The sequence below is a fragment of the Streptomyces caeruleatus genome (assembly GCF_001514235.1).
Classification (GTDB): Bacteria; Actinomycetota; Actinomycetes; order Streptomycetales; family Streptomycetaceae; genus Streptomyces; species Streptomyces caeruleatus.
Genome location: NZ_KQ948933.1, coordinates 442,020 through 465,913, shown reverse-complemented (window position 1 = coordinate 465,913; position 23,894 = coordinate 442,020). Strand labels below are relative to the sequence as shown.

Sequence of the window (23,894 nt, the reverse complement as noted above, 5' to 3'; positions counted from 1 at the left end):
GGGGTCTACGGTTCGGGCATGGGTGATCACTTCCAGACGATCGTCGACCTCCAGGCGACCCCGCAGTGGGCGGCACAGCTCGCCGAGCACGTCGTCGAGTGGCTGGTGGCCGAGGGCATCGTGCTCGCCGAGCGCACGGACTGCGTGCTCGGGCAGCCGCTCGGCCATCCCCCGGGCTCCAACTGGCAGCGGGCCGCCGCTCCGGAGGACGCCGACCGGTACCCCGGGGACGGCCTCGCCGTCTACACCGGGCGCACCGTCTTCCACGGCGGGCAGGGCGAACCGGAGGCGGTGACCTGTCCGCGCTGTGGCGTCACCACCCGGCTGATCACCGACGGGTGGGAACTGATCGAGGACGTCTGGGCGCCGTTCGTCAAGGCCATCGACGCCTGGCACAAGACCGGCACGGCCCAGGTCGGCTGTCCCGCGTGCGCCGAGTCCGTCCCCCTGCCCGACTGGGCCTGGGCCGACGACTGGTTCGCCTTCGCCCACCTCGGCTTCGAGTTCTGGAACTGGCCCCGGTTCACCGAGGAGTTCCGCACCCGGATATCCGAGCAGCTGGACGGCCACCGTACGGCCTACGTGTGGGGCAAGCTCTGACCCGCGCCCCGTCGTCCCGCCGCCCGCGTCAGTCGTCGTCCCCGCCGAGGCCGCCGTCATCGTCGTCCTGCTGCGCCGCGCGCTGCTTCTCCAGCTCCCGCTGAAGCTTCCGCTGCTCTTCCAGCTCCCGCTCGCGCTGCTGGTCCTGCTGTTCCTGTTCCTGCTGCGCCTGCTCCCGCTCAGCCTGTTCGCGCAGCTCGTCCGCCTGCTCGTCCTGCGGGACGCTCGTCTGCGCGGCCGGGGTCGGGGAGGTCGTCGGGGAGGGGGCGGTCGCCTGGGGCGTCACGGGGGCGCTCGTGCCGGTCGGGGCCTCGGACTTCGTGCCCTCGGCGCCGGTCTTGTCGGGGGAGAACCACAGCATGCCGAGGAGCATCGCGGCCATGAAGAGCGCCGCCGCGGCCGCTGTGAACACCACGCGGCTCCGGGACGGGGAGCCGGTCCCGGATCTCGACCCTGGTCTGGATCTCGACCCGGGTCTGGATCTGCCGCCGGATCTGGACCGGGATCCGGGCCCGGGTCCGGATCCCGGTCCAGATCCCACGTTGGACGCCGTCCCCTGGGCGGAGGGCAGCATGTACGTGGTCGGGTTGCTGGTCTCACCCACCTGCTGTGACCTGGCGGCGGACGCCGACGCGACCGTGGGCCGACGGACCGGCGACGTCGCGTCCGGCAGCGGTTCGGGGCGCCCCTGCCAGGCGCCGTCGGCGAACCAGTCGGCGGCCTGCTGGGCGGCGGGCCGGTGCTCGGGCTCCTTGGCGAGCAGACCGAGGAGGTAGTTCTCGAAGGCGGGCGGAAGCCCGGCGACGCCCAGCTCGCGGGGCGGCACGGGCACGGCGTCGAGGTGCTGGTGCAGGATGGCGACGGCCGTGTCGGCCTGGAAGGGCGGGCGGCCGGTGAGCAGTTGGTAGAGCACACAGCCCAGCGCGTAGACGTCGGACGCCGGTCCCGCGGGCTTGCCCAGCGCACGCTCCGGGGCCAGGTAGAGGCTCGTGCCCACGATCTGCCCCGTCGCGGTCAGCGCGGCGCCGGGGTCGTCCATGAAGCGGGCGATCCCGAAGTCACCGATCTTGAGGGTGCCGTCGGCGTCCAGGAGCAGGTTGCCGGGCTTGATGTCCCGGTGGACGATGCCCTGCCGGTGCGCGGCCGCCAGCCCCGCGGCGGCCTGGGCGGCGATCCGGGCCACGCGTTCGGCGGGCAGCGCGCCGGACCGGGTCAGCGTGGTGGCGAGGCTGGGGCCCTCGACGAGCTCCATCACCAGGAAGAGCCGGCTGTCGTACTCGCCGAAGTCCCGGACGCCCACCACGTTCGGATGGTCGATCCGCGCCGCCGTCCGCGCCTCCAGCCGGAACCGGGAGGTGGCGGTGGGGTCGGAGTCCTGGGGCAGCAGCAGCTTGACGGCGACCTGCCGGGCGAGCGTCTCGTCGTAGGCCCGCCAGACCTCCCCCATCCCCCCGCGTCCGATCGACTCGGCCAGCCGGTAGCGGCCCGCTATCAGCACCTGATCCCCATCCCTCATGCCGTGAGACGTCCCGATGGCCGCAGGCCGCAACTCACCACGTGGGGACGGGTGATGGTGGGATGGCCGCAGCCGCCCCAGCATACTGGCGCAGTGGATCAGTCACGTTCCGTACGGCACTGGCACTGGCACCGGCACTGGCACCGGCACTGGCACCGGCACTGGCACTGGCACTGGCACTGGCACCGGCACTGGCACCGGCACCGGACCGCCGAGCGGCGTCACGCGGAGCTGGACGGCTCCACGTGACGCCGGCCCGCCGGAGGGGGTCCGATGACTCGGGGGCTTGAGGGGAACGGCGGGACCGGCGGGATCAGCGCGCGATGTCGGCGTAGCCCTCGACCTCGCGCGGGTCGCGCGGGCCCGGGCCGATGTAGCGCGCGGAGGGGCGCACGAGGCGACCGGTGCGCTTCTGCTCCAGGATGTGCGCCGACCAGCCCGCCGTACGGGCACAGGTGAACATCGAGGTGAACATGTGCGCCGGGACCTCCGCGAAGTCCAGCATGATCGCGGCCCAGAACTCCACGTTCGTGGCCAGGACCCGGTCCGGACGCCGGTTGTGCAGCTCCTCCAGGGCCGCCTTCTCCAAGGCCTCGGCCACCTCGAAGCGGGGCGCGCCCAGCTCGCGGGCGGTGCGGCGCAGGACGCGGGCGCGCGGGTCCTCGGCGCGGTAGACGCGGTGGCCGAAGCCCATGAGGCGCTCGCCCTTGTCGAGGGTCTGCTTCACATACGCCTCGGCGTCGCCGGTGCGCTCGATCTCCTCGATCATGTGCAGGACACGGGAGGGGGCGCCGCCGTGCAGCGGACCGGACATGGCTCCCACGGCGCCGGAGAGCGCGGCGGCCACGTCGGCGCCGGTGGAGGCGATGACGCGGGCCGTGAAGGTGGACGCGTTCATGCCGTGCTCGGCGGCGGACGTCCAGTACGCGTCGACGGCGGCCACGTGCTTGGGGTCGGGCTCGCCGCGCCAGCGGATCATGAAGCGCTCGACGACGGACTGCGCCTTGTCGATCTCGCGCTGCGGCACCATGGGCAGACCCTGGCCGCGCGCGGACTGGGCGACGTAGGACAGGGCCATGACGGCGGCCCGGGCCAGGTCGTCGCGGGCCTGCTCCGCGCCGATGTCCAGGAGGGGTTTCAGGCCCCACACGGGGGCCAGCATGGCGAGCGCGGACTGGACGTCGACGCGGATGTCGCCGGAGTGCACGGGGATCGGGAAGGGCTCGGCGGGCGGCAGACCGGGCCGGAAGGCACCGTCGACGAGCAGCCCCCAGACGTTGCCGAACGAGACGTGTCCGACCAGATCCTCGATGTCGACGCCCCGGTACCGGAGTGCGCCGCCCTCCTTATCCGGTTCGGCGATCTCCGTCTCGAACGCGACGACTCCCTCGAGTCCGGGTACGAAGTCGGACATCAGGCGGCTCCTCGTGAGGTGTGCGACGGATGGGGTTGTGGGTGGAACGACCACATGTGGGTCTGCGGAGACGGGGCGTACGCCGGTGGTTCCACGGTCACGGACTCGGATTCCGGGCCTTGCCGGTTCTCCGGGCCTCGGCGGACTCGCGGTCCGGGGCGTACCCGTGTGATGCCCCGTACGGCTGACAGTCATCCAACCGGATCGGCAACAGCACGATAACCCCGAGTGCCACGGTTGGGGAGGCCATGCGGCACTCAGTGCCATGCGGTGCTGCGGTGGGCACACTCCGGGACGGCGTCGGCCGCATGCGGCAAGATGACGGCGTGACCGACCGAGACGCCGTCCCCCTCGACCCCGCCGCGATGCGCAAGCAGTACCGGGCCGAGGGCCTCGCCGAGAACGACCTGGCCGCCACCCCCGTCGAACAGTTCGCGCGCTGGTTCAAGCAGGCCGCGGCGGAGGCCCACCTCTTCGAGCCGAACGCGATGATCGTCTCCACCGCGGACGCCGACGGCCGGCCCAGCTCCCGTACGGTCCTGCTGAAGCAGTTCGACGAGCAGGGCTTCGTCTTCTTCACCAACTACGACTCCCGCAAGGCCCGCGACCTCGCCGAGAACCCGTACGTCTCCCTGCTCTTCCCCTGGCACGCGATGGCACGCCAGGTCATCGTCACGGGCGTGGCGCGGCGGACCGGACGGGACGAGACGGCCGCGTACTTCCGCACCCGCCCGCACGGCTCCCAGCTCGGCGCCTGGGCCAGCGCCCAGTCCGCGGTCGTCGCCACCCGTGCCGACCTCGACGCCTCGTACGCCGAGCTGGCCGCGCGCTATCCCGAGGGCGAGCAGGTGCCGGTGCCGCCGCACTGGGGCGGCTTCCGGGTGGCGCCGCGGACGGTGGAGTTCTGGCAGGGGCGGGAGAACCGGCTGCACGACCGGCTGCGGTACGCGGCGGAGCAGGACGGCAGCTGGCGAGTGGAGCGGCTGAGTCCCTGACAGCAGACGACCCGCGAGCTCGGGTTCCTCCGCCGGGGCGGAGGAGCCGGCCGGACGTACCGGCGAGCTCGCGGGTCGGGTGACTGCTGGGATTGGGCCGGCTGCACGCGTCTGTCACGTGCTGGTCCGGCACCGCACTGGGTGGGGTGACGGGCCGCTAGCCCGCAGCCACCTCACGCGTCCGGTATTCATACATCTGCCGAACCACCTCCCTTCTCGTGTGCCCTCACACTAAGAAGCGGCTCGCCGCCCGATCAAGTGCTTTTTTCCTTGGACGGGATCCGCGCTGGTCACCTAGCGTTCCGTACATGACAGAACTGCGGATTGTGCCGGCGGACGGCGACGCCATGCTCCGGGACTGGCGCCACGTCCACAACGTGATCGTGCCGCCGGACGAGCTGAGCCTGGACGAGGTGCGCGAGCGCGGTGGCCGGCATCAGCTGCGCAACGCCTATCTCGGGGACGCGCTCGTGGGCTGCTCGACCGTACGGCCGCCGCAGGGCGACGAGGGCGCGGCGACCGTCATCGCGCGCGTGCTGCCCGAGTACCGGGGGCGGGGCTTCGGTGCCACGCTGTACGAGGACGGACTCGCGCACGCGCGCGTGCTCGGTGCGCGGGAGATCCGGACCGTGATCCTCACCGCCAATGAGGACGGGCTCCGGTTCGCCGAGAAGCGCGGGTTTGTGGAGGTCGACCGGTATGTGGCGCCGGAGGACGAGAACGAGGTGTGGCTGACGTTGCGATGGGCAGGCTTCGAGGTCAGCGGGGCGTGAGGGTGGGGCGTGGCGCCTGCGGCCGGTTTCCCGGGATTTCCGCCGTACAACGATTCCTTCAATCTTGTGGGAACTCGGTGTGTGCTGCGTCACGTTCCAGTTAGATGATGGCGAGTGAGCGAACGGACGCGTCGTACGTGCGGACGCAGCTTGGCAGGCTTGGCAGGGGGTCCAGGTGAGTGCTTCCCGGCGTAGTGGGACCACCGACGAGCTGGGGCCGGACGAACCCGAGCGGGACGGTCCGGAGGGTTCGTCGGGTGGCTCGGAGGGTTCTGCAGGCGGCTCCGATCTGCTGGCCGCACTGCTGGACGGGATGGACGCCGCCCTGTGCGCGTTCGACGCGGACGGGGTCGTCACCCATTGGAACCGCGAGGCCGAACGCATCCTCGGCTGGAGCGCGACCGAGGCGGTCGGCCGGCACGGTTTCGCGGGGTGGGCGGTGCGCAAGGCCGACGCCGAGGAGGTCGAGGCGCGGCTGATGTCCGCCATGGACGCCCCAGGGCGGCAGGTGCACGAGTTCGCGCTGCTGACCAAGGACGGCGGGCGAGTGCTCGTGCGCACCCAGTCGGCGGCCGTGCGCGGTCCGGACGGGAAGCCCGCCGGGGTCTACTGCGCCTTCAGCGAGGTGCACGCGCAGATCGATCTGGAGCGGTCGATCGCGCTGAGCGAGGCGCTGTTCGAGGACGCGTCGTGGGGTGTCGTGCTGGTGGACGCCGATCTGCGGCCGGCCGTGGTGAACGCCCACGCGGCGCGCGCGCTCGGTATCGGCCGTACGTCCGTGCTCGGGCGGCCGCTCGGGGATCTGCTCGCCCAGGGCGTCGAGGAACTGGAGAGCGCGCTCACGCATGTGCTCGCGGAGGGCGCGCCGCCCGCGCCCGCCGAGATCTGGGTGAGCGTACGGACGCCGGAGGGCGAGCGGCGGCGGTGCTGGCGCTGTGGCTTCGTACGGCTGGCCTCGCCGCTCGCGGAGGAGCCCGTGCCGTTGGGCGTGGGCTGGCTCTTCCAGGACATGACCGAGGCCAAGCAGGCCGAGCAGGAGGCGGCGCTGCTGCGGTTCCGGACCAACCAGCTGCATCGGGCCGCCCGCGCCGCCGCGGAGTGCGACGACCCCGCCGACGCGGCGACCGTGCATCTCGACTTCGCGCTCGCCGGGTTCGCCGATCACGCGCTGATCGACCGGGTCGCGGGCGGGGCGGTGGCGGATACGGACGCGGACGCGGAGGACTCGGGTCCGGTACGGCTCGTACGGGTCGCCGTGACGCCCTCCGGCGCGCCCGGGCCGAGCCTGCTCGGCGGGGAGGCCGGGCTGCCGGTGCGGTACGCCGAGGGGCATCCGGCGTTGCAGTGCGTGGCCCGGGCCGGGTCGGTGCGGGCCGACGCGGGCAGCATGGCGGCGGAGCAGGCGCGCGCGTGGGCGGTGGGGCGGCAGTGGCCCGCGGACGCGGTGCACGCGCTGTGCGCGGTGTTGCGCAGCCGGGGGCGGACACTGGGCGTCGTGACGTTTCTGCGGGGCGCGGGGCGGAGCGCGTTCGAGCGGAGTGACGCGGTGTACGCGGAGGATGTGGCGGTGCGGATCGCTGCCGCGCTGGATCTGGCCGCAGTGCTGGGTCAGCGGCGGTAGAAGATCCGGTCGCCGTACTGCTCGAACACCCGGCTGTTCCAGTCGAGGCCGCCGTCGACGTTGCCGGAGCGCAGGAGCGGGGGCTCGATGCCGCGGGCGGCGAGGGAAGTGGCCGCGGTGGCCATGACGGCCTGGAGGAGCGCTGCCGTGACGACCGTGGACGCGGGGGCGAAGGGGGCCGGGATCGTGTCGAGGGTGAGTTCCGCGTCGCCGACCGCGATCTTCGAGTCGAGGACGATGTCGCAGTGGTCCTTGAGGTAGGTGCCGGAGACATGCCGGGGCCTCGTCTCCGAGGCGTACGCCACTGAGGTCACGCCGATGACCTTCGCGCCTCGGGTGCGCGCGTGCATGGCCATCTCGACGGGCAGGGCGTTGCGGCCGGAGAGGGAGATGATCACCAGGGCGTCGCCGGCGCGGAGGGGGGAGCTGTCGAGGACGGCGCTCGCCAGGCCGTCGACGCGTTCGAGGGCGGAGCCGAGGGTGGCGGGCATGACGTCCACGCCTACCGCGCCGGGGACGGCGAGCAGGTTCATCAGGGCGAGGCCGCCCGCGCGGTAGACGATGTCCTGGGCGGCGAGGGAGGAGTGGCCCGCGCCGAAGGCGAACAGGCGGCCGTCGGCTGCGACGGTGTCGGCGAGCAGGGTGCCGGCTGCCTCGATGTTCTCCGCTTCCTCGTCGCGGGCCCGCTGGAGGAGGGTGATCGCGGCGTCGAAGAACTGGTCGGCCGGCTTGCTGTCGCTCATGCGGGGCCCTCCGGGGGTGGCGGGGGTGCTGGGGGTCGGTGTGTTGCGGATCACCGTGCGGTCTGGACCAGTGCGGTGTCAATACGGCCTGCGACGTCCTCCTGCCGCCGTACGCGGCTGACGCGTCGTGGGGGCTCGCCCGGCAGGGGGAGCGGCTGGGAAATCGCTGGTTTCGGCGGCGCGGCACGGTTGTCAGTGGTATCCGGCAGAATTGAGGGCAGGGCCAGCGCACGCGCCGTGGAGCTGTCTCGCTTCCGGCTGAGCCAAACGCAGAGCTAATCGAGGGGCACGTATGTCCGGACTGATCGACACCACGGAGATGTATCTCCGCACCATCCTCGAGCTGGAGGAGGAAGGTGTGGTCCCCATGCGCGCCCGGATCGCCGAGCGGCTGGACCAGAGTGGGCCGACCGTCAGCCAGACGGTGGCGCGGATGGAGCGGGACGGGCTGGTGTCCGTGGCCTCCGACCGGCATCTGGAGCTCACGGACGAGGGGCGGCGGCTGGCCACGCGCGTCATGCGCAAGCATCGGCTGGCCGAGTGTCTGCTCGTCGACGTGATCGGGCTGGAGTGGGAGCAGGTGCACGCCGAGGCGTGTCGCTGGGAGCACGTCATGAGTGAGGCCGTGGAGCGGCGCGTGCTGGAGCTGCTGCGGCATCCGACCGAGTCGCCGTACGGCAATCCCATCCCGGGGTTGGAGGAGCTGGGCGAGAAGGACGGCGCCGATCCGTTCCTCGACGAGGGCATGGTGTCGCTGGCCGATCTGGACCCGGGTGTCGAGGGCAAGACAGTCGTGGTGCGGCGGATCGGGGAGCCGATCCAGACCGACGCCCAGCTGATGTACACGCTGCGTCGGGCAGGGGTGCAGCCCGGTTCGGTGGTGAGCGTGACCGAGTCCGCCGGCGGTGTGCTGGTGGGTAGTGGTGGTGAGGCGGCCGAGCTGGAGGCGGACGTCGCCTCGCATGTGTTCGTCGCGAAGCGCTGAGCCTGCGGCCACTTCGTTTGGTGAGTAACTCCCGGTAGCTGAGCGGGAGTTGTGGCGATCCGTCGATCTCGTCGATTCCGAGATCCAGTACGCCGAATCGCAGCGCTCCGCCGATTCGCGTGCCAGTCTGTCGCGTGAGGCATATGACCTGAGAGCTCTGGGCCGTGATCGACAGTGATGCGTCCGGCCGGGGAAGGGGCGGGCGGATGTGCCGTGGACATGGAGAGGGCCCCGGCGCCACATGGCGCCGGGGCCTGTCCTCCCCTGTGCTGACCCGGAGCCCCGAGCTCTCAGGGTCATTCCCCTCGGACCGGTTTCCCCGATCGGTCCGCCTCCCGGTGAAGATCTCCCCTCGGTGGCAGCGATCAATCCCTGAGGGGGGTCACTCGAATGAGGGGTGTTGGCCGCAGAGACGGTGTTTTCGAATAGGGGTTCGATAGTCTGCGGGTGACGGGTCATGCGGAACGTGCGCTTCAAGAGTGTGCGCATAAGATCACGTCAGACACACAGGACATGCACATCGTGTGCGAGGCACGGCAGGCGGAACACGGTTCACAGGACCGGCCGGCTCGAGCGGTCCGAGCGGAGCTAGGGGGGTGCCAGGACCTATGGCGCGGCGCATCGACGTGACCGGGGCGGACGGCGTACGTCTGGCCGCCTGGGAGTTCGGCGACCCTCCCAAGAACGACCACGCAACCGAGCACGACGGCACCCTCGGCGTCCTCTTACTGCACGGCCTCATGGGCCGCGCCTCCCACTGGGCCTCCACCGCCCGCTGGCTCTCCGAACGGCACCGCGCCGTAGCACTGGACCAGCGCGGCCACGGCCGTAGTGACAAGTCCTCGCAGACGGACTTCACGCGCGATGCCTACGTCGACGATGCCGAAGCCGCCCTCGAACAGCTCGGTCTCGCCCCCGCCGTCCTCATCGGCCACGCCATGGGCGCGCTGACCGCCTGGCAGCTCGCCGCCAGACGGCCCGACCTGGTGCGGGGCGTGATCATCTGCGACATGCGGGCGTCCGCGCTCGGCTCGGCCTCGCAGCGGGAGTGGTCGGACTGGTTCAAGTCCTGGCCCCTCCCCTTCGCCACGCTCGCCGATGTGCGCAAGTGGTTCGGTGAGGACGACCCCTGGGTGGAGCGGCCCAACGCCGCGCGCGGGGAGTTCTACGCCGAGGTGATGCACGAGCGCGAGGACGGGTGGCGGCCCGTCTTCGAGCCGGAGCAGATGCTGCGGTCACGGGAGACATGGGTGTTCGACGCGCACTGGGAGGAACTGGCGCAGGTGCAGTGCCCCGCGCTCGTCGTGCGGGGACTCGACGGGGAGCTGGGGCGGGCCGAGGCGCAGGAGATGGTGCGGGTGCTGCCGCGCGGGGAGTACGCGGAGGTGGCCGACGCGGGGCACCTGGTGCATTACGACCAGCCGGAGGGGTGGCGGGCGGCGATCGAGCCGTTCCTGGATGCGGTGCGCTCCGCTGGGGAGGCGGGGCGCCTATGAGGTCGGGTTCTGTTTGAGGGCGGCTGCGGGTGGTGTGGGGTTGCTCGCGCCCACGCGGCGGAGCCGCATATCGATACAGCCCCGCGCCCCTTGAGGACGGGGTCGTCAGCCCTTGCTCACCGCCGTCAGGATCTCCGGCAGGCGGACCGCCGTGCGTGGGGCCGCCAGACGCAGGCCCAGCCAGGTGGTCGCCGCGCCGTAGGCCGCGCCCGCCGGGAGCAGCAGCCAGGTCCAGGCATCCCCGTCCTCGCTCACGTGCAGCCAGATCGTCAGGGCGATGACGGGGGCGCAGAGAAGGGCTGCGGCGATCATGCCGCCGAAGATGGAGATCCAGGCCAGGCCCGTCTGGCCGGGGGCCACGTTCTTGTAGCCCTCCTGCGGGATGGAGTAGGGGAAGCGGGCCGACGTCCAGGCGCCCGTCGCCAGCATGGCGCCGAGGAGGGCGAAGGAGAGGCCGAGTGCCTCGGGGAGCTTGGGCCAGTCGCCGAGGAGGGCCGTGGTCAGGGCGGTGACGAGGGTGGCGTAGGGGAGAGTGATCAGCAGCAGGGCCAGGGCGCGGCCGCGTAGTTCGACGTAGGCGTCCCGGGGGGACGAGATCGTCATCGCGACCATCCAGAAGGCGGAGGTGTCCTGCCCGAACTGGTTGTACATCTGGATGCCGAGCATCCCGGCCGCGAAGCAGGCGAAGTAGATCGAGCCGGTGCCCTGGAGGGCGTTGAACAGCGGCACGATCAGGCCGATGGCGAGCGAGGTCACCCAGGCCGCCTTGGTCTTCGGGTCGCGCCAGACGTAGCGCAGGCTGCGTTCCATGACGGTGCCGGTGCGGCCGGCCGGCAGGAGGCGGGCCAGACCTGTGGAGTTGCGTTCGCGTACGGCGGCCTCGGCGACCGCCTGGAGCGTGGAGCCGTCGGGCGAGGTCATCAGCCGGGTGAGATGGCGGGACCATACGGCGATCAGCGCGACCAAAGCGGCTGTGGTCAGGGCGAGTTGGAGGACAGCGATCCCGTACGCCCCCTCGCTCACCGACCGCACCGCCCCGATCGCGGACGCCGGCGGTACCCAGCGCAGCACGTCCGCCGCCGGATCGAGCTGGGTCAGACCCGATGAACCCAGGCGCTGCGCCCCGAAGTTCACGACCTGCGCGCCGATCGCGATGACCAGTCCGCTCAGCACCGCGAGATCGCGGCCCTTACGGCTGGTCAACAGGCGGATGTTGGCCGCCGCGACGGCCCGCGCGAGCGCCACGCACACCAGCAGTGCCAGGACGACGGCGAGGACACCGACGGCGTACGCCAGCCCGCCGTGCGCGACCGCGATCACCGAACCGATGAACAGGCACAGCGTGAACAGGGGGCCGATGCCGACCAGCGAGGCCGCGAGCAGGGCCCGGACCAGGGGCCGGGGGCGCAGCGGCAGCATCACCAGCCGGGTCGGGTCGAGGGTCTCGTCCCCGCCGGGGAAGAACAGCGGCATCACCGCCCAGCCCAGCGCGAGTACCGCGACCAGAATGACGACCACGGTGTCGGCGTGCGCGTTGTCGCGCAGCATGATCAGGCCGAGGAGTTGCAGCGCGGCGAAGAGGAGCACCACGATCGCCGACGCGATGTAGGCGGCCCGCCGGCCACCGGACTGCCGCAGTCCGTTCCGGAGCAGCGACAGCTTCAGCCGTACGACGACTCCGGTCACTCCCGCGACATCGGTGCTCATCGCGCCCCGCCGCCCAGCCAGTCCAGGTCCGTGCCCGCGTCGCGGCCGTGCGCGCCGACGAGTTCGAGGAACGCCTGCTGCAGCGAGGCCGCGTCTCCGCGCACCTCGGCGAGGGTTCCGTGGGCGCGGATGCGTCCGGCGGCCATGACGGCGACCCAGTCGCACAGCGACTCGACGAGCTCCATGACATGGGAGGAGAAGACAACCGTCGCACCGGAGGCGGTGTAGCGCTCCAGGACGCCCCGGATGGTCTGGGCGGAGACGGGGTCGACGCCCTCGAACGGCTCGTCCAGGAACAGCACTTCGGGGTTGTGCAGAAGCGCGGCCGCGAGCCCGATCTTCTTGCGCATGCCGGTCGAGTAGTCGACGACCAGCTTGTGCTGCGCCCCCGCCAGATCGAGGACGTCCAGCAACTGCGTGGCCCGCTTGTCGACCTCGGCACCGGGAAGCCCGCGCAACCGCCCCGAGTACGCGAGCAACTCCCGCCCGGAGAGCCGCTCGAAGAGCCGAAGCCCTTCGGGCAGCACTCCGATGCGTGCCTTCACCTCGACGGGGTCCCGCCAGACGTCGTGCCCGACGACCGAGACGGACCCGCCATCGGGCCTGAGCAGCCCGGTCACCATGGAGAGGGTGGTGGTCTTCCCGGCTCCGTTGGGCCCCACGAGCCCGATGAACTTCCCCGCGGGCAACTCCAGATCGATCCCGGCAACGGCGACTTGCTGCCCGAACCGCTTCCAGAGCCCACGCACACTCACGGCCGACGTCATGATTGCCAACCTAAAGGGGCGCGGGGAACTGCGCGACAAGCCACAGGCAACCCGCGGTCGCCGTACTACCTGTCGCGCCCACACGCATAGGCGAGCGGCGAGATCAACTCCTCCGCATCTGGCAACCACCGATTCGCCGGCGTCGGCCGGCAGGCCCACTGCACAGCCCCCCGCGACCCGAACCGCGTCGGCGGCCCGGCCACCCACGCCCCCTCGCCGAGCGCGACCAGATCCAGCGACCCGACCGACCACCCCAGCTTGCGCACCAGATCGGGAACCTTCACCGACGCACCCGGCAACACGAAGAAGTGCATCCGGCGATCCGGCGTCAACGTCACCGGCCCGAGCGTCAGCTCCATCCGCTCCATCCGGGCCAGCGCGAGAAACCCCGCGGTCTCCGGGACGGAAATCGCGTCGAAGGTGCGCCCCGTCGGCAGCAGGATCGACGCGTTCGGCTGCTTCTGCCACATCCGGCGTGCGACCGTCGCGCTCCCGGTCGCCTGCGTCTCCCAGTCGGGGCGCGCGGGGTGCGCGCCGGGCGCGGGGCACGCGGCGTCTTCGCAGGAGCAGAGCTGCACGCCGTCGACGGCTTCCAGCCAGGTCCCTGGAAACACGTCCCAGTGACGCTCCTCGGCATAGCGAACGGCGGTCTCCAGCAGCGTTTCCCCGCGCTGCTTCGGAATCTGTGCGGCTTCGGTGGCCGGGATCGTCTCTTCCACGCCCAACACAACTCCCGCACCCACCTGTAGTTACGGGGGTAGCGCGCGCGGGGGAGGAGCATTGATTCCTCATCTGGGGCGCATGGGTGCATGTGTGGGGGCGCGCGGGAGGATCCGTGGTCGGAGCTGGGTAGCCCACTGTGGGGTCGGCTGACGCCTTTACCCCGGCAATCCTCGCAAGCCTCGCATTTTCGGTATGTCGACGGGGCATTGATCTTCACGGCCGGAAACCTGTGGTGCGCAGCCAGTGCCCCGCGCCGGATTCCCGCCGTGAACGACACGTCAACTCGGTGCGTGGGCAGGCACCGCAGCCACAGGGGGTACGCCATGGCCGCAAGGCCTCTCGTCGCGCGACAGCCGAACGAACGGCTGCAGGCGCTCATCCAGGAAGCGGGCTGCTCGAACGCCGGGCTGGCCCGCCGGGTCAACATGTGCGGCGCCGAGCACGGCCTCGATCTGCGCTACGACAAGACGTCGGTGGCACGTTGGCTGCGCGGACAGCAGCCGAGGGGGCGGGCGCCGGCGATCATCGCGGAGGCACTCGGCCGCAAGCTGGGCCGTACGGTCACGATCGACGAGATCGGCATGGCCAACGGCAAGAACCTCGCGTCCGGCGTCGGTCTCCAGTTCTCGCCGACGGTACTGGGGGCCATCGAGCAGGTCTGCGAGCTGTGGCGCAGCGACGTGGGGCGCCGGGACTTCCTGTCCGGCTCCTCCGTCGCCGCGTCCGCGCTGGTCGAGCCCAGCCGCGACTGGCTGATCTCGTCGCCGGACTCACAGGTGTCGCGCTCGGCGGGGCCGCGCGTGGGGCAGTCCGACGTGCAGGCCGTGCGGGCGATGACGCAGGCGCTCGTAGACCTTGATCACCAGTACGGCAGCGGGCATGTGCGCCCGGTCGTCGTGCACTACCTGAACAGCGTCGTCTCCGGGCTGCTGGCCGGCTCGTACCGGGAGGCGGTCGGGCGGGAACTCTTCGCCGCCGTCGCGCGGTTGACCGAGCTCGCCGGGTACATGGCCGTCGACACCGGCCAACCGGGCCTCGCCCAGCGGTACTACATCCAGGCGCTGCGCCTCGCGCAGGCGGCCGGAGACCGGGGGTACGGCGGGTACGTGCTGGCCGCCTCCATGAGCCACCTCGCCGCGCAGCTCGGAAACCCGCGTGAGATCTCGCAGTTGGCGCGGGCGGCGCAGGAGGGGGCGCGGGGGCGTGTGACCCCGCGCGCGGAGGCCATGTTCCATGCGGCCGAGGCGCGAGGGCATGCGCTGATGGGTGACGCGCGGGCCGCCCAGACGGCGTCCGGGCGGGCCGTGACCGCGCTGGAGAGCGCGGACGCCGAGTCCGGGGACGACCCGGCCTGGATCGCGCACTTCGACGAGGCCTATCTCGCCGACGAGTTGGCGCACTGCCACCGTGACCTCGGCCAGGCCGAGGCGGCGGCGCGGGCCGCGGAGGAGTCGCTGGCCGGGCTCCCGCAGACCAAGGCGCGGCGCCGGGCGATCGGCTATGTGCTGCTCGCCACGGCACAGGTGCAGCAGCGCGAGATCGAACAGGCCTGCCACACCGGGCTGAAGGCCGTGGAACTGCTGGAGACCCTGCGGTCCAACCGGGGCGCCGAGTACCTGGACGACTTCCAGCAGCGACTGGAGCCGTTTAGGGAGGAGCCCGTGGTAAGGGAGTTCGGGGCGCGACTGGATCTTCAGGCAGCGGCGTGAAACCAAGGGGCACGAGGGCGTGAACGGCAGGGAAATGAAGGCGCCGGTGGGGAAAGGGAGGCGTATGTAGCGGATGGGGGGCCGTGATTGTTACGGCGGTCACAGCGATGCAGGTCACGTCCTGAGCTGCGTAGCACGCGGATCGGCGGACCCGGTAGCGTGAGCCGACGATTCACAAGGTCCCCCATTAGTAGGAGTCCCGGTGACGCAGAGTGGACGGGGCGAGGAGCCCTCGGCGCGACCCGCGCGCGAAGGCATCGTGCTGCCCTCCGACGGCGGTGAGCCGTTGCTGCCGGGCATGACCGGCGGGCAGGGCGGCGGGCCGACGCCGGTGCCGCCCACCCCGCCGACCACGCCCCAGCCCTCGGCACCGCCGGGCGGCCAGTCCTGGGGCAACCCCTGGGGACCCGAGCAGACCCCGCAGGAGACCTCGCCGCAACCGCAGGCCGCGCCGGTCCAGTCCTGGGGCACGCCACCCGGCCAGTCCTGGAGCGGACAGGAACCGCAGCAGCCGTACCAGGGCGGACACGCCGGAGCCTCGCCGTCGCCGGACCCGTGGGGTGCGGCGCCGGACGCCGGGGGTGCGCCCTCGCAGCCGTTGCCGCCGGAGGGCGTGTCGTACGGCGGGGGAGTGCAGGGCGGGCCGCAGGGCACGCCTGCGTACGGCCATGGGGCGCCGGCCGGCGGATCGCCGCTGCCGGCGCAGCAGCAGTACCCGCCCCAGCCCCAGCCCCAGCAGCAGCCGCCGTACGGTCAGGGTGGCGGCCAGGCGTACGGTGCTCCCGGCTTCGACGGTGCGCTGCCGCCTGCCCAGCCGGCCGGCCCGAGCGCGCCGCTGCCGCCCGCCGCGCCGCTGCCACAGGCCGGTGCCGGTGGCTTCGGGGCGCCGTTGCCTCCGGCCGACGAGGGCGCCACCCAGTACATACCGCCCGTCGCCGCGACCCCCGCGGACGAAGGGGCGACGCAGTACATCCCGCCGGTGGGGCCCGGGGCGCTGCCGCCCGAGGCGCCCGGTGAGAGCACGCAGATCCTGGGGCGGGCACGGCAGGGCGGCGGTGCCCCGGGCCCCACCGGCGGGATGCCGGCCGGATCCGACGCCGACGCCACTCAGTACCTCCCGCCCGTGACCGGGCAGCCGGGCGGGGCGCCCCAGCCGGGGCCGGGGCGGCAGCCGCTCTCCGACTTCGACAACCTCTTCCGCAGTGAGCCGGGCGGTCAGGCCCCGGCCGCCGCCACCCAGCAGCTGCCGCGCTTCCAGCAGCCGCAGCCGCAGGGTGCGCGCGAGACGGGCTACTTCCCGCCCGGCCCGCACGGACAGCCCGGTCCCCACGGGGCGAACGACGACGCCATCGGCGAGGGAGGCCGCGGGGGCCGTCGTACGGGATCCCGGGTGCCGCTCATGGCCGCCGTCGGCGTGGGCATCGCCGTCCTCGGTATCGGCGCGGGCGCGATGCTCGCCGGTGGGGGCGGGGAGGACCCGAAGGGCGGCGACGACAACCGGCCGGTCTCCGCGACGGCTCCGGCGACCGAGGGTTCCCCGTCGCCGTCCGAGGACCCGGCCGAGCAGCAGGCGGTCGCCCTGGACAAGCTGCTGGCGGACAGCGGTGACAGTCGTACCGCCGTGATCAACGCGGTGGCCGCCGTGAAGTCCTGCGGCAACCTCGCGCAGGCCGCCACCGATCTGCGGGGTGCGGCCAAGCAGCGCAACCAGCTGGTCACCGACCTGTCCAAGCTCTCCGTCGACCAGCTCCCGAGCCACACCGAGCTGACCACCGCGCTGACCAAGGCGTGGCAGGCGTCGGCGTCCGCCGACAACCACTACGCGGCGTGGGCGGAGCAGGTGGCGGCCAAGAAGAAACAGCTCTGCAAGAAGGGCCAGGCCCGCTCCACCAGCCAGACCCAGGCCGGCAACCGGGCCAGCGGCACGGCCAGCGAGCAGAAGAAATCGGCCGCTCAGCTGTGGAACGGCATCGCCAAGAAGTACGGGCTGACCGAGCGGCAGCCGACCCAGCTGTAGGGCGCCGCCCCGGACGGCGGGGGCCAGGCGCCGGGCGGTCAGTTCAGCTCGGCGCTCTGCAGCGTCCTCGTCACGTCGATGAAGTTCTTGCGGGCCGCCACCAGCCTGCCCTCGCGTACGACCTGGAGGCTCACCTTGCGGTTGACCAGCCGGGGGTAGCCGACGGAGGCGAGGACGTCCTGGAACTTCCACTGGAGCGTCGGGGTGAGCCCGCCGGTGGAGACCTTCAGGCCCTTGTTCAGGGCGCCGCGCACGGAGTCGGCGGTCACGGCGTTGTCGCCCAGCGACTCGACGACCTTCTTGAAGACCGTGTAAGCGATCCACGTGGTCTGTACGCCGGCGTCCGCGGGGTCGATGCGGTTGTCGCCGAAGGCCTGCTCGCTGATCACCTTCTTCATCGGGTCCCAGCGCGCGTCGCTCGCGACGGGGTACCAGCCGGTGATGTACGAGCCCTCGTACGGGCTGGACGCCCCGCCGTTGGCGTTGATCACGGTCTGGTCGACGCTGCCGAAAACGGTGGCGGTGCGGACGTCGGTGTAGTCCTCGCGGGAGCGCCGGAAGGAGTCCATGAAGGTGGTGGTGCGGTCGCCGAGGGCGGGCACCACACAGCCCCGTTCGGTGAGGCCGGTGGTGGAGTACCGGAGCGCCCGCTCCGACTGGCTGCCGTACTCGGTGGCGTCCTCGTCGGCCAGCTGGTCGCCCGCGGACGGGTGTTTTCCCGCGCGGAGGCCGGAGTTGAGCAGCGGCGGCAGCTCGTCGCCCGCGATGCTGTCGGGGCGTACCAGCGCGACGGGGCCGCAGGTGCGGGCCAGTTCGCGGCCGAGGCCGGCCAGGAGGGTGGGCTGGCCGCCGTTGACGGGGTAGGAGAGCGGGCTGGTGAACTCGGCGTTGGTGATGCCGTAGCCGCCTATGTACGGGATGCCGGCGCCCTCCAGCGAGGGCAGGAAGGAGTCGCCGTACTGGCTGTAGGAGCCGACGACCGCGACGACGTTCTCCTCGATCGCGCGGTCGGCGCAGGCGGCGGCGGCCACGCTGTCGTTGTGGTCGTTGCAGGTGAGGACCTTGAGCTTGCGGCCGCCGAGGCCGCCGTGGGCGTTGATCCAACGCGCGTAGGCCTGCGCGAGGGCGGGCATTCCGGGTTTGTTGGTCGACTTGGTGTTCTCCGGGGCCCAGGTCATCACGGTGATCGTGTCATCCCCGGAACCCCCCGTGGTACCGGGGATGACACCGCATCCGGCGACCAGCGACGCACACGCCACCAGTGCCGCCGCACCGCGTGCGGAGGCTCGGACGGGCCGGTTGGTGATCGTGGGGAGGACGGTGCTGCGGGTGCGTCGCCTGCCGGTCATGGATACGCACGATTCCGCCACACCGCTAACCCGAGCGTGACCCTTGGTTATCCTTCAGTGACGGGAAGGTGAATTACGGGGGTCGGTGAGACACCTGTGAGGGGGAACGTACGATCGATGACCGTGCAAGGTTCGGATAGCTCTTCCCGTCGCGGCCGTCGCTCCTCCACCATGGGCGGCATGCCACTCAACGACATGCCGTGGTGGCGCTGGCGCAGCAATGTGCGCTCCGCGCTGCACATGCTCTCCGACCCGGTGTTCCAGCGGGACGTCTGGCTGGCCGGCGTCGAGGGGTACGGCGACGTCACCGACGCCGTCTACCGCCTCGTCGAGGACACCTGGCTGGACAACTGGTCCGCCGAGAAATACGTCGGGACGATCTTCCGTGACTCGCAGGAGGCAGCGCTCGTCGACACCGCCGTGCTGCGGGTGCTGCGGATCATGCACCAGGTCGGCCCGGACGCGCAGGTCTCCGCGTACCTGGCGAACCAGGGCTGGCCGGAGGCGGTGCGGGCGGCGCGGGACGCGCATGTCCGGATGTCCATGGCCGACGGCGAGGACCCGGACGCTCCGCCGCGCACGCTCGAAGTGCTGGCGATCATGACGCGGTCCGCGTAGGCAGTCCGAGTAGGCGGTCCGCGCGGGCGGTTCGTTCACGCGGACCGCGTGCCGGGACGACTGTCCGCCGGGCGGGTCGGATATGGGACCCTGTCCTGCATGAACCAGCAGTCCACCCGATCCGCGGTCCCCGCCGACCAGTACGTCCTCACCCTGTCCTGCCCCGACAAGCAGGGCATCGTGCACGCCGTGTCGAGCTACCTCTTCATGACCGGCTGCAACATCGAGGACAGCCAGCAGTTCGGTGACCACGACACGGGACTGTTCTTCATGCGCGTCCACTTCTCGGCTGACGCGCCGGTGACGGTGGACAAGCTGCGGGCGAGCTTCGCGGCGATCGGGGACTCCTTCCAGATGGACTGGCAGATCCATCGGGCCGAGGAGAAGATGCGGGTCGTGCTGATGGTCAGCAAGTTCGGGCACTGTCTGAACGACCTGTTGTTCCGCGCCAGGATCGGCGCGCTTCCTGTGGAGATCGCCGCTGTGGTCTCCAACCACACCGACTTCGCCGAACTCGTGGGGTCGTACGACATCCCCTTCCACCACATCCCGGTGACCAAGGACAACAAGGCGGAGGCGGAGGCGCGGCTGCTGGAGCTCGTGCGGGAGCAGGGCGTGGAGCTGGTCGTGCTCGCCCGGTACATGCAGGTGCTCTCCGACGATCTGTGCAAGGCGCTCAGCGGGCGGATCATCAACATCCACCACTCCTTCCTGCCGAGCTTCAAGGGTGCGAAGCCGTATCACCAGGCGCACACGCGCGGTGTGAAGCTGATCGGCGCGACGGCGCACTATGTGACGGCCGACCTCGACGAGGGGCCGATCATCGAGCAGGAGGTCGAGCGGGTCGGGCACGACGTCACGCCGGACCAGCTGGTCGCGATCGGGCGCGATGTGGAATGCCAGGCGTTGGCTCGGGCCGTCAAGTGGCACGCCGAGCGGAGGATCCTGCTGAACGGGCGACGGACGGTCGTTTTCGCCTAGGAGCTCGGGTTCAGCTGTTTCGGGGCGGCTGCGGGTGGCTTGTGGCTGGTCGCGCAGTTCCCCGCGCCCCTAAGGGGGCGCGTCTTCGGCGAGGTGTGCGGGGCGGCTGCGGGTGGTTCGTGGCTGGTCGCGCAGTTCCCCGCGCCCCTGAAAGCGCGTCTTCGGCTGGGGGCGGGGGTTCGTGGGCGGCTGCGGGTGGTTCGTGGCTGGTCGCGCAGTTCCCCGCGCCCCTGAGGGTGCGTCTTCGGCGAGGTGTGCGGGGCGGCTGCGGGTGGTTTGTGGTTGCTCGCGGAGTTCCCCGCGCCCCTAGAGGGGCGTTCAGGTGCACGTACCTCTCAGGGGCGCGGGGAACTGCGCGACCAGCCCCCACTCACCCGCGGCCGCCCAAGAACCCCAGCCCGCCCCTACATCCGGCTCAAGCTCGCCGCAGCCAACAGCACATCCCTGATTGCGGCCCGGTCACCGACCTGCCCCGCCGCAGCCTCCGCAGGAGACACGTGGCCCGCGGCCAGTCGGCAGAACTCCGCGCCGTCCAGGGCGACATGAGCCACCTCATGCTCGGCGGAGCCCACCGCCGCAGGGGAGTCCAGCGGGATCAGCCACTCCCCGCCGCCCGAGCCCTCGATCTCCAGGCGCAGACTGCGGCCGGGCTCTCCCGCAGGGACGAGATGCCGGCCGGGTGGCGGCGCGGCCAGCCCCGCGCGGCGGCGGGCCGACAGCACCGTGGGCAGCAGGCGGGCCGCCAGGCCGACCATCTGGTGCAGGTCGCTGCCGGACGGCGGCTCGTACGGGTAGTCCACCGCATCGGCGATGTCCTCGGCGTGCACCCAGCACTCGAAGGCGCGGTCCAGCATCGCGTCGTGCAGCGGCAGCTCGAAGTCGCCGTACGGGACAGCCAGTTTGCCCGCGGCGCCACCGCCTGCGTCCCCTGCGCCGCCCGTGAAGGCAACCGTGCGGACCAGCGCGTGGGTCTGCTCCCGCCAGGGCGCGCGGACGGCCCGGGTCGGCGGGAAGTGTGAGGCGCGCCAGTAGGCGTCGGTGCGCGCGGCCGGGGTCGGCCGGTCCGCGGCCACCTCGCCCATCGGGTCCTCCAGGCCCAGCGCGACGGCCACCAGCCCGTCGACCGTCAGCAGATGCGCGATGACCCCGGCGACGGTCGTACGGCGGCTGGTCGGCTCGTCCTTCTCGAACCACCGCAGCCGCACGGGCGCGTGCCACTCGGCGTCCCCGAAGTCCTGGAGCAGGGCGTCGAGGCGGGCCGTCTCCGCGTCGTACGGCGAAGCCCACTCGGGCACCGGGATGCGCGGTGGGCGCCGCTCCAGGCAGCCCTGAAGCACGCGGGCGCGCAGGGCGGGGTCCAGGTCGAGGCTCTCGGCGGGGTGCAGCAGGCCGACGGCCTCGCGCAGCCGCCGTGCCTCGTCCGCGCAGGCACCGCAGTCGCCGAGGTGCTCCTCGACGGCCGCCGTCTCCTCCGGCGAGCAGGCGGCCAGCGCCCACGCGCCGAGAAGCGCCTTCAGGACGCGGTGTTCGAGGACGAGAGGTGCCGCCGCGCGCGGTGCCGGGTCGCGCGGTGCCGGGTCGCCGAGGTCCGCCAGGGCGGGCAGCGGGCGTCCGGTGTCCTCGACGGAGGCGCGCGGGAGCGGTATGCGGGGCGGCTGGTCCGGGGGCGGCCCCGAAGTGGGATGCCGGCCGTCGTCGTTGCCGCCGCTCATGGCGTCGGCTCCGGCGGCGGTGTCCCCGAAGCCGTCCTCCCAGGTCCCCTCGGGCTCCCCGGCTTCCTCGGGCCCGCTGGCCTGCTTGCGCTGCTTGCTCTCTCCAAGGTCGTCGTCAGGGTCCTTGTCCGGGAAGCGCTGTGCCTCGTTCACGCCGCGCCCCCGTATCCCGGCGGCGCCCCCGGGGCGGCTCCGGCGTCATGGGCGGTGGAGAGGAGTTGCAGGCCCAGGCGGAGGCGGCGGCGGGCCTCGTCCTCGGTGACGCCGAGGTCGGCGGCGGTCTGGCGGTAGTCGCGGCGCTGGAAGTAGGCGAGCTCCAGGGCGGCGCGCAGGGGGACGGGCATGGACTGCACGATGTAGTCGGCGCGGGCGGCGACCGAGGCGTGCCGTACCTTGCGCTCCAGTTCCTCGGAGGAGCCCTGGCCGCCGTCCCGGGCGAGGGCGGCGGTCTCGGTGGCGCGCAGCCGCTGCACGGCGAGACGGTGGGTCAGTGTGGCGACCCAGGAGCGCAGCGGGCCCTGCTTGGGGTCGTAGCCGTCCGGGTGCTCCCAGACGTGCGCGAAGACATCGCGGGTGACGTGGTCGGCGGCGCGCTCGTCGCCCAGCACGGTGTGGGCGAGGCCGTGGACGAGCGAGGCGAAGCGGTCGTAGAGCTCGCCCAGGGCGGCCGCCTCGCCGCGGGCGAGCCGCTGCTGCATCTTGCGGTCCCAGCGGGGCGGTGCGTCCTTCTTCGCCATACGGCCCCCCTCACCGGTCCGTCCTGTCCAGCGTGCGTCCTCCGTCTCCCCGAATGTAGTCGGCACGTCTGACAGCGCACGCCCCTTTGTCGCAATGTGCGCCCCTTGTAGAGCCATGGCTGGTGACACACCTCGCTCACGTGATAGAGGGCCTCGCGCTCGGATCGGCGACGGGCCTCGGTTGGAGCCGCACCGGGCGGTTACCCGGCCACCCTCTGATCAGACTCGATCGAACAGGATCGAATGCGATTGAAACAAGCCTTTTCTGATCGGTGACCGTTTTCTGGCGGGTGTTTCAGGGAACAGCCGCTGGGCAGCCGCGCTGCAAGGAAGCGTAGGTGTCGCTTCCGGTTCGGCGAGCGAGGGGCGTGGTGGTGACGTTGAAAGTGACCGGTGGCGAACGAGGCGACTGGGCTGTGCTCCAGGTGTCGGGCGAGCTGGATCTGGTGACCTCGCCGGTGATGCGTCAGCACATCCATGACGTGGTGGCCGAGGGGCGCCACAGCCTCGTCCTCGACCTGTCCGAGGTCCTGTTCTGCGACTCCAGCGGCGTCGGCGTCCTCATCGCCGCCCGCCGTCTCATCCGCTCCTGCCAGGGCAGCCTGCGGCTGATACTCCCGGCGCAGGGCGCGGCGGACGGGTCGCACGTCAACCGCGTCCTCGGGGCGCTGGGAGTACGCCGGCTCTTCGAGGTCTACCCCGACGTCACGGCGGCGGTCGCGGACGACGCCCGGCCGCTGTCGGCCTGAACAGGCGCGATCACCGTCGGTAGTGCCACACACGTGTCCCGGAATTCCCCCGGTCCTGGCACAACCGCCGCTTTCCCGCGCCCGGACGCCTCCCGGCGTCGTACGCTCCGAGGGAGGCCGAGAGCCTCGCATTCCACGTGACGTAAGGCGGCCCGATAAGACATGGTCAGCAGCGAGTACGAGCGCAGGAGCGCCGCCCGGTTCGCCACCTTCGACCAGGACGGCAACGGCTATATCGACCGGGAGGACTTCAGCGCGGCGGCCAAGGCGCTGCTCGCGGAGTTCGGCATCGCCGCCCGGTCCGACAAGGGCCAGGCGCTGTACGGCGGCGCGGAGGCGTTCTGGCAGGGCATGGCCGGAATCGCGGACCGGGACGGTGACCAGCGCATCACCCGCGAGGAGTTCGTGAACGGCGCGGTCAAGCGGCTGCGGGACAACCCGGACCGGTTCGCCGAGATCGCCCGCCCCTTCCTGCACGCCGCCCTCGACCTGGCCGACTCCGACGGTGACGGAGCCGCCACGGTGGCCGACACTATGCGCGTGCTCGGCTGTCTCGGCGTCCAGCCGGAGGTCGCCCAGGCGGCCGCCGCCTCGCTCGACACCGACGGCGACGGCAAGGTGGCGGAGGGCGAGATCATCACCGCGTTCGCCCGCTACTTCACCGTCCCCGAGTGATCCCCAC

At 71.8% G+C, this 23,894-nt stretch carries 22 protein-coding genes; 13 read left to right on the top strand and 9 right to left on the bottom strand.

Translation table 11 applies throughout. From position 1 onward, the window contains the following. Positions 1-600: hypothetical protein (locus AQJ67_RS29995; RefSeq protein WP_341846176.1), on the top strand; the 600-nt coding region annotated here is incomplete at its 5' end. A gap of 28 nt (positions 601-628) precedes the next feature. Here AQJ67_RS29995 and AQJ67_RS29990 read toward each other — a convergent pair. Beyond that, positions 629-2,098 carry a serine/threonine-protein kinase gene (locus AQJ67_RS29990; protein ID WP_062722426.1) on the bottom strand — a complete coding sequence of 490 codons (1,470 nt, stop codon included), beginning with the start codon at positions 2,096-2,098 and terminating at the stop codon, positions 629-631. A gap of 111 nt (positions 2,099-2,209) precedes the next feature. Here AQJ67_RS29990 and AQJ67_RS47855 point away from each other — a divergent pair, with 111 nt between their 5' ends. Beyond that, a complete protein-coding gene (locus AQJ67_RS47855; RefSeq protein WP_159058853.1) occupies positions 2,210-2,365 on the top strand; it encodes a hypothetical protein in 156 nt (51 codons plus the stop codon). Between the two features lie 64 nt (positions 2,366-2,429). Here the strand turns inward: AQJ67_RS47855 and AQJ67_RS29985 are convergent, their stop codons facing one another. Beyond that, the gene (locus AQJ67_RS29985) at positions 2,430-3,530 is read right to left on the bottom strand and encodes a citrate synthase 2 (protein ID WP_062722425.1); all 1,101 of its coding nucleotides are present in this window, start codon (positions 3,528-3,530) and stop codon (positions 2,430-2,432) included. A gap of 308 nt (positions 3,531-3,838) precedes the next feature. Between AQJ67_RS29985 and pdxH the strand changes: the two genes are divergently transcribed. From pdxH to AQJ67_RS29970, 3 genes are all read left to right on the top strand, one after another. Continuing rightward, positions 3,839-4,525 (top strand): pyridoxamine 5'-phosphate oxidase, encoded by a 687-nt coding sequence (gene pdxH, locus AQJ67_RS29980; RefSeq protein ID WP_425264189.1) that lies wholly within the window; start codon positions 3,839-3,841, stop codon positions 4,523-4,525. A gap of 308 nt (positions 4,526-4,833) precedes the next feature. Next, a complete protein-coding gene (locus AQJ67_RS29975) occupies positions 4,834-5,298 on the top strand; it encodes a GNAT family N-acetyltransferase (protein WP_062722424.1) in 465 nt (154 codons plus the stop codon). Positions 5,299-5,473: 175 nt separating this feature from the next. Further along, entirely contained in the window at positions 5,474-6,919 is a 1,446-nt protein-coding gene (locus AQJ67_RS29970) for a PAS domain-containing protein (protein ID WP_062722423.1), read from the top strand. On the opposite strand, the gene AQJ67_RS29965 is transcribed toward AQJ67_RS29970, so the two are convergent. Further along, complete coding sequence (locus AQJ67_RS29965) at positions 6,907-7,662, bottom strand: SIS domain-containing protein (RefSeq protein ID WP_062722422.1); 756 nt, start codon at positions 7,660-7,662, stop codon at positions 6,907-6,909. The two genes, AQJ67_RS29970 and AQJ67_RS29965, sit on opposite strands and share 13 nt — an antisense overlap. Positions 7,663-7,954: 292 nt before the next feature. On the opposite strand from AQJ67_RS29965, the gene AQJ67_RS29960 reads away from it, so the two are divergent. Both AQJ67_RS29960 and AQJ67_RS29955 read left to right on the top strand, forming a co-directional pair. Then, the gene (locus AQJ67_RS29960; protein ID WP_004000347.1) at positions 7,955-8,647 is read left to right on the top strand and encodes an iron-dependent transcriptional repressor DtxR; all 693 of its coding nucleotides are present in this window, start codon (positions 7,955-7,957) and stop codon (positions 8,645-8,647) included. Positions 8,648-9,255: 608 nt separating this feature from the next. Beyond that, complete coding sequence (locus AQJ67_RS29955) at positions 9,256-10,143, top strand: alpha/beta fold hydrolase (protein WP_062722421.1); 888 nt, start codon at positions 9,256-9,258, stop codon at positions 10,141-10,143. A 105-nt stretch (positions 10,144-10,248) separates the two neighbouring features. On the opposite strand, the gene AQJ67_RS29950 is transcribed toward AQJ67_RS29955, so the two are convergent. From AQJ67_RS29950 to AQJ67_RS29940, 3 genes are all read right to left on the bottom strand, one after another. Then, positions 10,249-11,850 carry a hypothetical protein gene (locus AQJ67_RS29950; protein WP_062722420.1) on the bottom strand — a complete coding sequence of 534 codons (1,602 nt, stop codon included), beginning with the start codon at positions 11,848-11,850 and terminating at the stop codon, positions 10,249-10,251. After that, positions 11,847-12,617 (bottom strand): ABC transporter ATP-binding protein, encoded by a 771-nt coding sequence (locus AQJ67_RS29945; protein ID WP_062722419.1) that lies wholly within the window; start codon positions 12,615-12,617, stop codon positions 11,847-11,849. The genes AQJ67_RS29950 and AQJ67_RS29945 overlap by 4 nt, the downstream gene beginning before the upstream one ends. 65 nt (positions 12,618-12,682) lie before the next feature. Continuing rightward, positions 12,683-13,345, bottom strand: a complete 663-nt coding sequence (locus AQJ67_RS29940; protein WP_107123013.1) for a bifunctional DNA primase/polymerase — start codon at positions 13,343-13,345, stop codon at positions 12,683-12,685. Between the two features lie 318 nt (positions 13,346-13,663). Between AQJ67_RS29940 and AQJ67_RS29935 the strand changes: the two genes are divergently transcribed. Then, positions 13,664-15,049 (top strand): NsdA family TPR-like regulatory protein, encoded by a 1,386-nt coding sequence (locus tag AQJ67_RS29935; RefSeq protein WP_062722418.1) that lies wholly within the window; start codon positions 13,664-13,666, stop codon positions 15,047-15,049. 202 nt (positions 15,050-15,251) lie between these two features. Continuing rightward, a complete protein-coding gene (locus tag AQJ67_RS29930) occupies positions 15,252-17,066 on the top strand; it encodes a hypothetical protein (protein ID WP_062722417.1) in 1,815 nt (604 codons plus the stop codon). 38 nt (positions 17,067-17,104) lie between these two features. On the opposite strand, the gene AQJ67_RS29925 is transcribed toward AQJ67_RS29930, so the two are convergent. Continuing rightward, complete coding sequence (locus AQJ67_RS29925) at positions 17,105-18,415, bottom strand: ABC transporter substrate-binding protein (RefSeq protein WP_062722416.1); 1,311 nt, start codon at positions 18,413-18,415, stop codon at positions 17,105-17,107. 117 nt (positions 18,416-18,532) lie between these two features. Between AQJ67_RS29925 and AQJ67_RS29920 the strand changes: the two genes are divergently transcribed. Continuing rightward, entirely contained in the window at positions 18,533-19,033 is a 501-nt protein-coding gene (locus tag AQJ67_RS29920) for an SCO4402 family protein (protein WP_079056255.1), read from the top strand. A 99-nt stretch (positions 19,034-19,132) separates the two neighbouring features. Continuing rightward, positions 19,133-20,014, top strand: a complete 882-nt coding sequence (gene purU, locus AQJ67_RS29915) for a formyltetrahydrofolate deformylase (protein WP_062722414.1) — start codon at positions 19,133-19,135, stop codon at positions 20,012-20,014. Between the two features lie 404 nt (positions 20,015-20,418). Here the strand turns inward: purU and AQJ67_RS29910 are convergent, their stop codons facing one another. Further along, entirely contained in the window at positions 20,419-21,726 is a 1,308-nt protein-coding gene (locus AQJ67_RS29910; protein ID WP_062722475.1) for a zf-HC2 domain-containing protein, read from the bottom strand. A gap of 149 nt (positions 21,727-21,875) precedes the next feature. Then, entirely contained in the window at positions 21,876-22,463 is a 588-nt protein-coding gene (locus AQJ67_RS29905; protein WP_062722413.1) for a sigma-70 family RNA polymerase sigma factor, read from the bottom strand. A gap of 368 nt (positions 22,464-22,831) precedes the next feature. On the opposite strand from AQJ67_RS29905, the gene AQJ67_RS29900 reads away from it, so the two are divergent. Beyond that, entirely contained in the window at positions 22,832-23,212 is a 381-nt protein-coding gene (locus AQJ67_RS29900; RefSeq protein WP_062722412.1) for an STAS domain-containing protein, read from the top strand. Between the two features lie 162 nt (positions 23,213-23,374). Then, the gene (locus tag AQJ67_RS29895) at positions 23,375-23,887 is read left to right on the top strand and encodes an EF-hand domain-containing protein (protein WP_062722411.1); all 513 of its coding nucleotides are present in this window, start codon (positions 23,375-23,377) and stop codon (positions 23,885-23,887) included. Positions 23,888-23,894: the final 7 nt, after the last annotated feature.

Excerpts from the sequence above, each read along its gene's own strand:
- AQJ67_RS29985 (WP_062722425.1), bottom strand. The coding sequence starts at position 3,530 with ATGTCCGACTTCGTACCCGGACTCGAGGGAGTCGTCGCGTTCGAGACG.
- pdxH (WP_425264189.1), top strand. The coding sequence starts at position 3,839 with ATGCGGCAAGATGACGGCGTGACCGACCGAGACGCCGTCCCCCTCGAC.
- AQJ67_RS29975 (WP_062722424.1), top strand. The coding sequence starts at position 4,834 with ATGACAGAACTGCGGATTGTGCCGGCGGACGGCGACGCCATGCTCCGG.
- AQJ67_RS29965 (WP_062722422.1), bottom strand. The coding sequence starts at position 7,662 with ATGAGCGACAGCAAGCCGGCCGACCAGTTCTTCGACGCCGCGATCACC.
- AQJ67_RS29960 (WP_004000347.1), top strand. The coding sequence starts at position 7,955 with ATGTCCGGACTGATCGACACCACGGAGATGTATCTCCGCACCATCCTC.
- AQJ67_RS29955 (WP_062722421.1), top strand. The coding sequence starts at position 9,256 with ATGGCGCGGCGCATCGACGTGACCGGGGCGGACGGCGTACGTCTGGCC.
- AQJ67_RS29950 (WP_062722420.1), bottom strand. The coding sequence starts at position 11,850 with ATGAGCACCGATGTCGCGGGAGTGACCGGAGTCGTCGTACGGCTGAAG.
- AQJ67_RS29945 (WP_062722419.1), bottom strand. The coding sequence starts at position 12,617 with ATGACGTCGGCCGTGAGTGTGCGTGGGCTCTGGAAGCGGTTCGGGCAG.
- AQJ67_RS29935 (WP_062722418.1), top strand. The coding sequence starts at position 13,664 with ATGGCCGCAAGGCCTCTCGTCGCGCGACAGCCGAACGAACGGCTGCAG.
- AQJ67_RS29925 (WP_062722416.1), bottom strand. The coding sequence starts at position 18,415 with ATGACCGGCAGGCGACGCACCCGCAGCACCGTCCTCCCCACGATCACC.
- AQJ67_RS29920 (WP_079056255.1), top strand. The coding sequence starts at position 18,533 with ATGACCGTGCAAGGTTCGGATAGCTCTTCCCGTCGCGGCCGTCGCTCC.
- purU (WP_062722414.1), top strand. The coding sequence starts at position 19,133 with ATGAACCAGCAGTCCACCCGATCCGCGGTCCCCGCCGACCAGTACGTC.
- AQJ67_RS29910 (WP_062722475.1), bottom strand. The coding sequence starts at position 21,726 with ATGAGCGGCGGCAACGACGACGGCCGGCATCCCACTTCGGGGCCGCCC.
- AQJ67_RS29905 (WP_062722413.1), bottom strand. The coding sequence starts at position 22,463 with ATGGCGAAGAAGGACGCACCGCCCCGCTGGGACCGCAAGATGCAGCAG.
- AQJ67_RS29895 (WP_062722411.1), top strand. The coding sequence starts at position 23,375 with ATGGTCAGCAGCGAGTACGAGCGCAGGAGCGCCGCCCGGTTCGCCACC.